The sequence below is a fragment of the Gemmatimonadota bacterium genome (assembly GCA_026706345.1).
Lineage (GTDB): Bacteria > JAAXHH01 > JAAXHH01 > JAAXHH01 > JAAXHH01 > JAAXHH01.
The window spans coordinates 1-11346 of the sequence record JAPOYX010000071.1 but is presented as its reverse complement, the minus strand read 5'-3'; the positions used below and the strand labels follow the sequence as shown (position 1 = coordinate 11346).

The following is an 11346-nucleotide window of genomic DNA, read 5'->3' as shown; positions in this document are numbered from 1 at the left end:
GATGGCGATGATTCGCATGGGTTCCCAGCCCGTGTTGATCGTTTCGTGGTACATGTCGGCGGGAATGTGGCACATCATGCCGGGTCCGACCTTCCGGCGTATCTCCTGACCGTCTTCCTCCACCATCTGCACGCCTTCACCGGAAATGTAGTAGAGGATCTCCTCCACGCCGGGGTGATTGTGCCGTTCGTGGCCCTTGCCCGGCTCAAGCACGACCAGCCCCATGGTGAAGCGTTCAGTCTCGGTCACCCGGGGTTCGCTGAACCACTTGATGTTGCCCCAGTCGAACATCATGGTTTCCACGTCGTCCGGCTCTACGAATCGAAGGCCCGGTTCTGGCATGGCTGCCTCCTGAGTAAGTGCTTGACTGCGGTGATTACAACCGCGCGTCGAACCTTGTTTACATTTGAATCGGTCTTAGATAGCCAGTCCCTTGAAGTGGCGGACCTGTTCCGTCAGCGCCCGTTCCACCGGAAGGCGCTCGATGCTCGACGCCCCGAAGAAACCGACGACTCCGGTCGTGTTGTTCAGCACGTATTCGGCGTCATCCGGTTCGGCGATCGGTCCGCCGTGGCACAACACGAGGATATCTTCCCTCACGCCGACGGCCGCGTCCCTGATGGCCTGTACCCTGGCTGCGGCCTCCTGGAGCGTCATGGCCGTCTGGGCGCCGATCGTTCCGCTGGTCGTCAGGCCCATGTGGGGCACGAGCACGTCCGCGCCGGCCTCGGCCATCTTTACCGCCTCCTCCTCTGAAAAGACGTAGGGACAGGTGAGGAGTCCGGCCTGGTGGGCCTCGGCGATCATCTCGACCTCCAGGTCGTATCCCATGTTCGTTTCTTCTAGGTTCTGGCGGAACAGCCCGTCGATGAGGCCGACCGTGGGGAAATTCTGAACGCCCGAGAAGCCCTGGTCCTTGAGCTGCCGGACGAAGACGCTCATGATGCGGAAGGGATCCGTACCGCAGACCCCTGCCAGCACGGGGGCGTCCTCCACGATGGTCAGGACCTCCTGGCCCATTTCCACCACCACCTGGTTGGCGTCTCCGTAGGGCATCATGCCGGAGAGCGAACCGCGCCCGCCCATGCGATAGCGCCCGGAGTTGTAGATGATGATGATGTCGGCGCCTCCGGCCTCCGCGCACTTGGCGGAAAGCCCCGTGCCGGCGCCCGTGCCGATGATCGGCTTGCCTTCGGATACCTGCGCCCGCAGCCGCCGCAGGCATTCGTCATAGGGGATGGCCATGGTTTGCTCCGAATTGGGTACTGGATTACACGTGATACTTTTCGTGTGAAGAGATCTGCATCATGAGATTTGCAACTTGAGTGACCGCGTGATGGATTCCGCTCAAAGCCTGATTCCCACGACTATTGCTCGCTGACTGCCGATCCGGCAGTATGATTCGAGTATAGAAATCCGTGGAACCAGCGTCAACGAAATTGGTTTCGGAGAACCCTGGACAGGCAATCTGATTGAATAGGCGCTGGCCACGCTGTATTTTCTCGGATGCAAGAAGTGATTTCGGTCTATCTCGCAGCATACGGTACTGCCCTCCGGTAGAGGCCCGGAGAAAGACCGGATACCTCGAGGAATCCACCTTGATTGAAGCCGAACACCTGCGGATCATCCCAATACAGCACGGGAATGCCCATATCCTGCGTTTCGAATGCCGGGATCCTAAGCGCGGCTGGCGTACCGTGCTGTCCCACCAGGCGGCAAACAAGCACCGACCCTGGGAAAGGTATGAGGAATCCGCGGTAGAAGACCTGGAAGTCACCCCTTCGAGCGATGGGTACGGCTCTTTCTTCACGGAAATCGCCGACCAGGGGACGAACGGACTCATCCGCCGCGGCGAGATCGGTGGACACAGGATCGAGGAACGGATATCCGTTGAATCAGACAACCGGCTCTACGTCGAGGTACGCGATTGCCTCACGCGTTCGGGCGCGCTCCTCGCACGGCTCATGAACCACTATTACTTCATGCCCGATGCCCGGGCGATGGGTTACGCCCTGCCCCTGGATTTCGCGTGGATTCCCGGACTTCATGCCCGATGACCGGGCGATGGGTTACGCCCTGCCCCTGGATTTCGCGTGGATTCCCGGACTTCATGACAACGAGGATCACGTGGCCGGCGACTGGTTCTTCCGATCGCCCTGCGCTATCGTTCTGGCCCACGGCGTTTACGCGGCCATTGTACCCGACCTGGACCGCATGCAGGTGCAGCCGGATCTGCGTCACGCCCTCGACCTGCGCGCCTGGCATCACCCCGGCAGCGGCGAGACCTACGGACTGCCCCGCATATCCTATGGAATCTGCAGATGGAAACCGGACGGTCACGTGCTGACGGCCCGTGATGAAGCCGCGCCGGTCAGCGGGACCGAGATCACCTATGGCTTTGATCTCTTGATCGGCACCGGCGAGGGCCCTGAATCGATCGTGACCCAGGTCACGGAGTTGTTGTGGGATAAATACGGGTCGCGGTATTTGAAGGACATTCGGCCCCAGGTCATGCCCTTCGACGAGTACGGAAGACGGTATACCTACAAGCATGAACTGAAACTGTGGTCAAAGCCCGTATCCTGTGGTGATCGAGCGGGGTATGGCATAGAAAACACCTGGCGCAGGGGGGTCAATTACCACGCCTGGGAGAATGACTTTCAGGCGGGTTTCGGCCTATTGCATTACGGAAGGAAATGGGCCGATGACGATCTCGTCGCCATCGCCGAGGGGATGATCAACCTGCGGCTTTCTTCACCCCGGCGGGACGGTGCCTTCCCCTGTATATACAATGTCGATACTGCGTCCTGGGAAGGAGCCATGTACTGGACCTCGTGGCCCGCGCACCCGATGGATGGGTACGACCTCCAGTCCATGGGTGTAACGGCCTGGTGGATGCTTTACTGGCATGAACAATATCCCGATCTCGAACGCGGCTCCGAAATACTGAACTGGATTATCGATTTCTGCCGGTTCCTGGTTGACGCCCAGCTTCCGTCCGGCGCTATCCCCACCTATTTCGACCGTCAGCTCCACCCCGCGCCGCAACTGAAAGAAGACGCACCGACGGCCATCGGCGGCGCGGTGCTGGCGAAGACCGCCCGGATCATCGGAGATCCCGAAATGGAACGGGCCGCCGTGAAGGCCGGCGCGTTTATGAACCGGGAAATCGTACCGCGGATGAAGTTCCAGGATTTCGAACTCTTCTATTCCTGCGCGCCGAGACCCCTGTACTGGGTCGATCCGCTCAACGGGATCCCGCCGGTCAATACGCTGGCCGTTCAGTGGGCCGCTGATCACTTCCTGGCCCTGTACCAACTGACCGAAGACCGGCAGTGGCTACAACAGGGCGAGTACTGTTTGGGTCTGCTGTCGTTGTTCCAGCAGGTGTGGGCGCCGAACCGGTTCGGCAAGGCCTGCCTATTCGGCGGTTTCGGTGTGATGAACTGCGACGGCGAATGGAACGACGGCCGGCAGTCCCGCGTAGTGCCCACTTATGCGGACTATTACCGCGCCACGGGCAAGATCGAATACCTTGAACGCGCCGTGGCCGCGTCCCGTGCCGCTTTCGCCGCCATGGACATGGAGGAGAACCACGCCAACGGCATCAACGACTACCGCGTCACCATGGCGGAACAGGTACAGGTGCAGCCGGGAATCGGATTGTCCCCCGAAAGCCTCATGCACGGCGATCCCAGGGTGCATTCCGGCGAAGGCGGTGGCTGGACGGGCTTCAACTGGGGACCAGGCGGCGGTCTCGCCGCGACTGCTTACCTGGAACGGCATTTCGGCGGCGTGTGGATGGACGGTTCATCCAGGAAAGCGGTTGCCATAGACGGTGTCACCGCGGAAGTGACGGGATGGTCGGACAATGCCATAGAACTGTCCGTGGTCAACGCGCTGGGAGACCTCGCTATGCCATACTCGGCGCGGCGAGAAATCCCGCTGAAATTCGGCTATCTGGTCGAAGACGCATACCGCATCGTGGTGAATGAACAGCATCTGGGAGATATTCCACGTGAGACGCTGGAGATGGGACTGAAAATCGAAGTATGATGTATCCATTTCGGAGAAAGGAACGTCCTTGAAACTGTCGTTGTCACAGCTCGAAGCGTATCACCGGGACGGATATGTCATTGTCGACTGCCCCTTTCTGCAGACCCTTACGCAGGACTGCCAGAATGCCGTGGAAAAAGTCGCCATCGATCCTGATTCGGTCACCGCGGATACCCGGCGGAATCATTTTCGGCTGGCTCCGCAGATTCCCGGCTCCTACTGGTGCGCGCTCGACCATGCCCTGCCTTTCCTGAAGATCATGCTCCATCCGGAAATCCTCGAAATGGCCAGGCAACTCGCCGGTGACGACGATGTCTATCTCCGCAACGGCGGCATCAATGAACTGGCGCCCGACCACTCGTTCTGGTGGCACCGCGACAGCGAAATGGTCTACACCGAGTTCATGCACTACTTCTCGGGCGCATCGGTCGCGCAGGGCTGTCTCCGGGTTATTCCCGGCAGTCACATCGGGTCCGCCGACCGGTTCAAGGAGGAAGCGGAACGTCGGCGGCGGGAGCAGGGATATCCCGAAGAATACTGGGTCGATGGCATTGCAGATGTGGAACTGCCTGGAGAGGTTCCGCTCGAGGTAAGGCCGGACCAACTTATCGTACGTGATTCAAGAATCTTTCACGCAACCGGGCTCAATACCTCCCGTGAAGGCAGGTCGATGAGTCACTGGCTGTTTCGAGACGGAGCGAGTAACGACCACCGGTTCCGTTTCGAGGATGTGCTTACCGATGAACTGATCGAGGCGCTTACACCTGCGCAGCGAGACGCGCTCTGGCTGGGCCGAGATTTCGAGATCGCAGAGGGATACCGGGAAGAACGGGAAAGAGAATATGGGAAGGTGGCGTGGGGGGTGGTGTGAAGATATAAGGGTATTGGGAAGCGGGATTAGTCGATTTCAATCATAATACGACAGTGGTCGCTGGAACCCCACTCTACGGGATCGTTCAGGGCTCTGGTTCGGATGCCCTTGTGGAATCCTCGTGAAGCGAATACGTAGTCGAGTTGATGGCGGGCGTTCTCAGGTGTTCTGGCTCGTACAGTGTAGTAAGTAGGTACGTTCATCGTATCGGAGGGTAGTCCCTTTGGCGTAGGGGTTTTACATAAACCATCTGGATATCGAGGCCCCAGGAATCTCAATCCAAGCCCGTCCATACGTTCAAATACAGACTTGTCTCTCGTAGGAATGACTAAAGCTGTGTCAGTGCACTCGTAAATGGTATTAAGGTCCCCCGCAGCAATTATCCGGTGGGTGGCCGGATCACTGGAACCTATAAAGGCCGAGAGATCAGAAATGATCCGATGAGTAGACGCGTCAGAATAGCCTACACTCCATTTCGTTGGGGTAGATTTGTGCGGTTTTAACCACCGCGAGTACATCGAAACTACGATGAAGGGCTCCTGATCGAGGGGAATCACCCGCGCGGCGGCAATGGTACCGGCATCGCTGACGACCATCTCGTCGGGGGCAGCTGATTTGTATCGAGGAACAACTCGTTTGAACCACTCAACCCTGACTCGATCTGACAGTTTTACAACCAAAGGCCAACGATCGAAATCATCCAGGTAGAACCACTGGTCACAGGTCGCATGTGAACCGGTGTCGATCCGTGCGCGTAGATCTGGAGGAATCTTACCAGCCTCCTGAATCAAACCGACGTCTGCATCCATTGCGAGCAGTTCGTCCCAGGGTGCCTTGCTCCTTCGTATGTTCCAGCAAACGATTTTGATCATAGTGAGGGTTCTCTAATACTGAGCATATCCGCCGCTCCTAAGTATCATGTCATATACTCACTTAGTTGGTAAACAACGCGTCGTTTTCCGGTTCAAAACCCATAGCGCAATGACACCCTGAATCCCTGCCCGCTGATCATAGCCCAGGTTTCGGCGAGGTCTAACTCCAGCGGTTCGCGGCTGCCGTCCTTCCAGATGACCCGGCCGGTGGCTCTTCCGGTCTCTACGATTCCCCAATTCACGTATCGCCATGCAAGATCGAGCGTGACCCTGTCCGAAAGAGACGTAGCCACTCCGGCTGCCAGCATTACGGAGAAATCGACCCGCCGGCCGTCCGGAACGATGGTCTGCGTCCTGGGAAACGTCATTAGGTATTCGCTGATATCGACATAATGCAGTCCGGCGCCGGCACCCGCGAACACACTAAAGGGACCGTGCGCTATGAAATCCATGTACGCGGCGACCGTGCTGGAAGCGGACTGCAGGTCCGCCGATACGGACTGTAGTGCATCGGTCTGAAGGAAGTTGGCGGTCCCTTCGAAGGCGAATCTCGGACGGTAGGATATGTACGTTTCCAGGCGCAGACCCGGTGTCGCGACGTATCCGAGGCCGACCTCGACACCGCCGCCATGCTGTAATCACCCCGCGTACCTCTAGCGATGCCGTCGCCTCCCGTTCCACACCCGTAGAGCGCCGCGGGAGACGTACTCAGACAATTCCTGTCCCCGAACCTGGTTGTCGAGGGCAGATAAAGGCTCGCGCCGATCCGAAGGTAGAAAGTGTTTTGGTAGGTGGCGGATTCAGTCGGCTCAGTTGCAGTTTCAGTCTGGCGCACATGGTCTCTACTTGAGATTGCGGTCCCTTGGGCGTCTACCGGTTCGATATCCATGGTGGCCACCATAACCAGGATAGAGGCCGTCCTGATCCTGATGGCTTTACGATGGTCGCCAGTCATGTTCCTCCCGCTCTTTCATAGTCATTTCATTAGATTTGATGTTGAAACGAGTAGGGATATCCTGCGTGAATCACACCACAGGTCCCGAATGATCTCCTGCACGTGTTCGATACTGATCTTGCACACATGATCGAACGAGGAGGACAGACTGCATGAACCATCAAGGGGGTAGTAACGGTCAGTCAGGATCGATTAAATGCTGTGGGCAATGCGCGGATAGCCGTACCGACTCTCCTATGGGCTGCTGCAAGGTCAAACTGTGACTGCAGGTTGATCCAGAACAGCGGTTCCACGCCGAACCAGTGACCGAAGCGCAAGGCCGTGTCCGCCGTAATCGACCGCTTGCCTGAGATAATCTGGTTGATCCTGTTTGGCGGAACGTCAATCTGACGTGCGAATTCCGATGGCACAACGCCCAATTCTTCGAGCTCGTCCTGAAGAATCTCGCCGGGATGAATGGTACGCTGGAGCATGATTCCATCCTCCATGTTGCCTTAATGATAGTCTACAATTTCCACGTCTAACGGTCCCGGACTGTCACCGGGCCATCTGAAGCAGATTCGCCATTGGTTGTTTATTCGAATTGAATACTGCCCTCTTCTCTTTCCTCGGAGAGTTTCCAAACGGTTGCTGGTCAGTGCTTTCAAGGTATTAAGCGATGGGGCAGCATTCAGAATCGAAAGTCTTTTCGCAGCCTGTTTTTCAAATCCCTGAAACGAAGCGGTGAATTCGCCACTGGCGAATCGCTCGGTCCTGCGATCCTTGTATCCAAGAATCATAGCTGAAACCAAATTACATGAGATGACGATGTACGTCAAACGTCAATTCATGGAACCAGAGAACTAATTAACGACTCGAATCAACAATAGGTCAATACAGGAGTCGATACAGGAATTTGTTAGTAACCTACTTCAGAATTTACCCACCAACCTTCGCCACGAACGCCGCAATCTCCTCCGCTCCTTCCAACACACCGATCTCCACGTGAAAGTCGCGCACTTCGTCGGGCTCGATGTGTTGCAGGTAGCCGTTCTTGCGGTTCCAGGCCCGGCCGAGCATGCTGACGTTGCCCGGTTCGATGCCGGTGACGTAGGTTCCCTTGTGGAAGTGCTGCCAGTGGCTGACGAGGGGGATCTCCGCCTTGGGGAAGGACCAGTACAGACCCAGACCGAGGCGATCATTGATCAGTCCTACGTGGCACAGACCGCTGGCATCGGCCCGGGGACGGAGGACGTAGACGTCGTCGTGCGCTTCTTCTGCGGGTGCAGAGACCGTAGAAAAGGTCTCTGGATCGACCTCCCGGTCTTCGAGCCATTCCGTCGACTTTTCACTGTCGATGACGACGCGTGTGCCCTCGTCGAGGATGGGGAAACCGGGATTACAGTGATAGACGAACATAAGGGGTGAGCGATCGACCGACTGGTTGTGTATCCGGTCGTGGATGTGCAGCGATTTCTCGCCAAGGACCGTCGAGATTTCCCGGGTGAGTTCCAGGTTCGTACCGAAGACAACGGCTTCCCTGATTTTCCCGCGTACCTTGACGATGTAGTCGTCGCCGTCCCACTGGCCGTCGGTATGGACCTGCCGGGCGGGAAGGAAGGACAGACGCCCGTGGAGGCCGAGCTCTTCGTTTTCTTCTTCCGGATCGACTTCCGGATGTCCCGTGAACGTCATCCCGCAGCTCAGGACCAGTCCGCCGTAGAACCCCCTCATCCAACCGTAGCCCTGCGGTTCGTAGAACGCCGGCCCCACGTCGCCCGTGTTGCCGCGGAAACACAGTGACATGCCCTTGTAGTGGGCCGAGGCTACGTCCAGCGCCCGTCCCGGCAGCAGGGAGAAACACAGGCCCGAGGCGTTGAACACCTCGATGAGATCGGCGCCCCGGTCGGTGCCTTCGCGCAGTTCGCCGTATCGGGCGTGGGCTACCTGGCTCATGTCGCCGACGAGATCGAGCAGTTCCCGGCGTGTATACTCTTTTCCGAATAGACGTGCCATAGTCACCTTCCTGGATGGAATCGTCTCTGTTCGTTACGTAAACTCGTATCTACTTCTGTTCTACTTCTGCTGGATTTTCGCCCAGGTATCGCGCAGGGTGATCGTCTGGTTGAAAACGGGTCCATTGGGCTGCGTTTCGACGGCATCGATACAGAAGTAGCCCAGTCGCTCGAACTGGTAGTTCACGCCGTGTTCGGCATCCGCCAGCCCGGGCTCGACCTTGCAGTCCGTGACGGTCTTGAGCGAATCAGGATTCAATAAGGACCGGTCATCGTCGACTTCACCCGGACGGGGATCCGGGTCGCTGAAGAGCCGGTCGTAGAGGCGTACGGTGGCGTTCACGGCATGCGCGGCCGATACCCAGTGGATGGTGCCGCGTACTTTTCTCCCGTCCGGTGTGTTACCACCTCGGGATTCCGGGTCGTAGGTGCAGTGCAGTTCGACTACGCGCCCGTCATCGTCCTTGATCACGTCCGTACAGGTGATGTAGTAGCCGTAGCGGAGGCGGACTTCCCTGCCCGGCGCCAGCCGGAAGAACTTGCGCGGCGGATCTTCCATGAAGTCGTTTCGCTCGATATAGATTTCACGGGCAAAAGGCACCTGCCGCGTGCCCATGCCCTCGTCTTCCGGGTTGTTCACGGCTTCCATCTGCTCGGTGCGGTCGGTGGGGTAATTGGTGATCACGACCTTCAACGGGTCCAGCACGCCCATGACCCGGGGCGCCCGCTTGTTCAGGTCCTCCCGGATGATGAAATCCGCCAGGGCCATGTCGATGAGATTGTGGTTCTTGGCCACGCCGACGCGGTCGCAGAGGGTCCGGACGGCCTCGGGAGTGTATCCCCGGCGCCGCAGGCCGGACAGCGTGGGCATACGCGGGTCGTCCCAGCCGGAAAGCACGCCTTCTTCGATGAGCGGCCGGTAGAAGCGCTTCGAAAGCACGGTGTGGGCCAGCGACAGCGGCGCGAACTCGATCTGCTGGGGATGGTAGACGTCCAGCCGGTCCAGGATCCAGTCGTACAGCGGCCGGTTGTTCTCGAACTCCAGGGTGCAGAGCGAATGGGTGATACCTTCGATGGAATCCGACAGGCAATGGGTGAAGTCGTATATGGGATACACGCGCCACTTGTCCCCGGTGCGGTAATGATGGGCGTGCCGGATCCGGTACAGCACGGGGTCGCGCATCGTCAGGTTGGCATGGGCCATGTCGATCCGGGCCCGCAGGACGTGCGTGCCGTCCGGAAACTCCCCGGCCTGCATGCGTTCGAAGAGATCCCGGTTTTCTGCGGTCGTCCGGTCGCGGTACGGACTGTTCCGGCCCGGTTCCGTGGGCGTGCCGCGGTGGTCGCGCATTTCTTCCCACGTCAGGCTGTCTACGTAGGCATCGCCCTGGTCCACGAGTTGCAGCGCGTAGGCGTACAGCTTATCGAAGTAATCCGAGGCGAAGTAGAGCCGGTCCTCCCAGTCGAATCCCAGCCACCGGATATCCCGCTTGATTCCCTCGACGTAGTCCACGTTCTCCGTTTCCGGATTCGAGTCGTCGAACCTGAGGTTGCACAGGCCGCCGTACTCCTCCGCCACCCCGAAATTGAGGCATATCGACTTCGCGTGACCGATATGGAGATAGCCGTTCGGTTCCGGAGGGAAACGGGTCATCACTTTGCCACCGAACTTCCCGCTCTCCATGTCCGCGTCGATGATCTCGCGTATGAAATCCCGGTATGGTTTTTCAGTGCTCATGGGTACCTGTTTAGGTTACCGAAGGGGCAGATTCAAGACCGTGTAATATAGAGCGTCAGGGAGGAAATGGCAAGGGGTTGATGGAGATGTTGCGTGGGTTGGTCAGCCTTCATACACGTGCGGTTTTCGATTCTTCGTAACGGTCTTTAGCATGACGGCGTACACGGGAACGTATTTCTTTACTATTCATTACCAGTTCCCTGGATAACTCATAGGTTTTCTGAGCATTCATCCAGAACTCTGGAGTCTGGTCGTAATAATCACCTAAGTCGATGGCGGTTTCAGCAGTCACACCGCGCCTTTCGTGTACAATTTCATGAAGTCTCTTGACAGGAAGGTCTATATCCTGTGCCAGTCCGTTGACGGTCAATCCCATTTCATGAATCTGTTCGAGCAAAAGCGCGCCCGGGTGAGTTGTAATTCGATTTGTGGGTACGCGCATACCAGCTCCTCTTCTTATTCACAAAAGTTGCTTAATTCCACGTCCAAGGCATCTCCGTCCCCGATTTCGTGACTACGCAACAAATGTGAAAATCGAAAGCGGCGCTATTGATTTTCACACTTTCGTCGTCCACGCCCCAATGTGCGGCGGAATGACCACGGGGCGCTTCGCCGCGACGATTTCCTCCCGGACCCGCTGGGGAATGGTGTCGATGTCCACCTCTTCGGCGGTTGCGATCCCGTAGTGTTCCAGGAGTGGTACGACGCTTCGGAAGGAATTCGCGACGTACGAATACCCCGGCCAGTCGGCGGAACCACCCAGCAGCATGCCGGCGTCCAGGGTAGGTTCGGGCAGGCCGGCCTCGATGAACACCCGGTGCAGGTCCAGTCCCATATTCGGGTTCGCCCCGGATCGCTCA

Annotated in this window: 12 protein-coding genes and 1 pseudogene; 3 read left to right on the top strand and 10 right to left on the bottom strand. The window is 58.0% G+C overall.

Annotated elements, in window-relative coordinates; translation table 11 throughout:
- Together OXG98_05935 and OXG98_05930 are read right to left on the bottom strand one after the other, a co-directional pair.
- Positions 1–342: cupin domain-containing protein (locus tag OXG98_05935; protein ID MCY3771540.1), on the bottom strand; the 342-nt coding region annotated here is incomplete at its 3' end.
- Between the two features lie 75 nt (positions 343–417).
- Positions 418–1245: a phosphoenolpyruvate hydrolase family protein gene (locus OXG98_05930; protein MCY3771539.1), complete on the bottom strand. Its 828-nt coding sequence runs from the start codon at positions 1243–1245 to the stop codon at positions 418–420.
- Positions 1246–1598: 353 nt separating this feature from the next.
- On the opposite strand from OXG98_05930, the gene OXG98_05925 reads away from it, so the two are divergent.
- From OXG98_05925 to OXG98_05915, 3 genes are read left to right on the top strand one after another with little or no spacing between them, the layout of a single operon-like run.
- On the top strand, positions 1599–2057 hold the full coding sequence (locus tag OXG98_05925; GenBank protein MCY3771538.1) for a hypothetical protein: 459 nt from the start codon (positions 1599–1601) through the stop codon (positions 2055–2057).
- A complete protein-coding gene (locus OXG98_05920; protein MCY3771537.1) occupies positions 2047–4056 on the top strand; it encodes a hypothetical protein in 2010 nt (669 codons plus the stop codon). Before OXG98_05925 ends, OXG98_05920 begins: the two co-directional genes overlap by 11 nt.
- Before the next feature lie 28 nt (positions 4057–4084).
- Positions 4085–4927: a phytanoyl-CoA dioxygenase family protein gene (locus tag OXG98_05915; GenBank protein MCY3771536.1), complete on the top strand. Its 843-nt coding sequence runs from the start codon at positions 4085–4087 to the stop codon at positions 4925–4927.
- A gap of 26 nt (positions 4928–4953) precedes the next feature.
- On the opposite strand, the gene OXG98_05910 is transcribed toward OXG98_05915, so the two are convergent.
- The 8 genes and pseudogenes from OXG98_05910 to OXG98_05875 form a co-directional block, all read right to left on the bottom strand.
- Positions 4954–5799, bottom strand: coding sequence for an endonuclease/exonuclease/phosphatase family protein (locus OXG98_05910; protein ID MCY3771535.1), 846 nt, complete (start codon positions 5797–5799; stop codon positions 4954–4956).
- 92 nt (positions 5800–5891) lie between these two features.
- Positions 5892–6416 (bottom strand): annotated as a pseudogene (locus OXG98_05905) (hypothetical protein).
- Positions 6417–6936: 520 nt separating this feature from the next.
- Positions 6937–7227, bottom strand: coding sequence for a HigA family addiction module antitoxin (locus OXG98_05900; protein MCY3771534.1), 291 nt, complete (start codon positions 7225–7227; stop codon positions 6937–6939).
- 21 nt (positions 7228–7248) lie between these two features.
- Positions 7249–7533, bottom strand: coding sequence for a type II toxin-antitoxin system RelE/ParE family toxin (locus OXG98_05895; GenBank protein ID MCY3771533.1), 285 nt, complete (start codon positions 7531–7533; stop codon positions 7249–7251).
- 139 nt (positions 7534–7672) lie between these two features.
- Positions 7673–8749: a DUF4432 family protein gene (locus OXG98_05890; GenBank protein ID MCY3771532.1), complete on the bottom strand. Its 1077-nt coding sequence runs from the start codon at positions 8747–8749 to the stop codon at positions 7673–7675.
- 60 nt (positions 8750–8809) lie between these two features.
- Positions 8810–10486 (bottom strand): glutamine--tRNA ligase/YqeY domain fusion protein, encoded by a 1677-nt coding sequence (locus OXG98_05885; GenBank protein ID MCY3771531.1) that lies wholly within the window; start codon positions 10484–10486, stop codon positions 8810–8812.
- Between the two features lie 109 nt (positions 10487–10595).
- Complete coding sequence (locus tag OXG98_05880; protein ID MCY3771530.1) at positions 10596–10928, bottom strand: HigA family addiction module antitoxin; 333 nt, start codon at positions 10926–10928, stop codon at positions 10596–10598.
- 114 nt (positions 10929–11042) lie between these two features.
- On the bottom strand, positions 11043–11346 hold a 304-nt coding region (locus OXG98_05875; protein ID MCY3771529.1), incomplete at its 5' end, for a hypothetical protein.

Coding starts and splice junctions, on each gene's coding strand:
- OXG98_05900 (MCY3771534.1), bottom strand. CDS start 7,227: ATGCTCCAGCGTACCATTCATCCCGGCGAGATTCTTCAGGACGAGCTC.
- OXG98_05910 (MCY3771535.1), bottom strand. CDS start 5,799: ATGATCAAAATCGTTTGCTGGAACATACGAAGGAGCAAGGCACCCTGG.
- OXG98_05895 (MCY3771533.1), bottom strand. CDS start 7,533: ATGATTCTTGGATACAAGGATCGCAGGACCGAGCGATTCGCCAGTGGC.
- OXG98_05885 (MCY3771531.1), bottom strand. CDS start 10,486: ATGAGCACTGAAAAACCATACCGGGATTTCATACGCGAGATCATCGAC.
- OXG98_05890 (MCY3771532.1), bottom strand. CDS start 8,749: ATGGCACGTCTATTCGGAAAAGAGTATACACGCCGGGAACTGCTCGAT.
- OXG98_05920 (MCY3771537.1), top strand. CDS start 2,047: ATGCCCGATGACCGGGCGATGGGTTACGCCCTGCCCCTGGATTTCGCG.
- OXG98_05880 (MCY3771530.1), bottom strand. CDS start 10,928: ATGCGCGTACCCACAAATCGAATTACAACTCACCCGGGCGCGCTTTTG.
- OXG98_05930 (MCY3771539.1), bottom strand. CDS start 1,245: ATGGCCATCCCCTATGACGAATGCCTGCGGCGGCTGCGGGCGCAGGTA.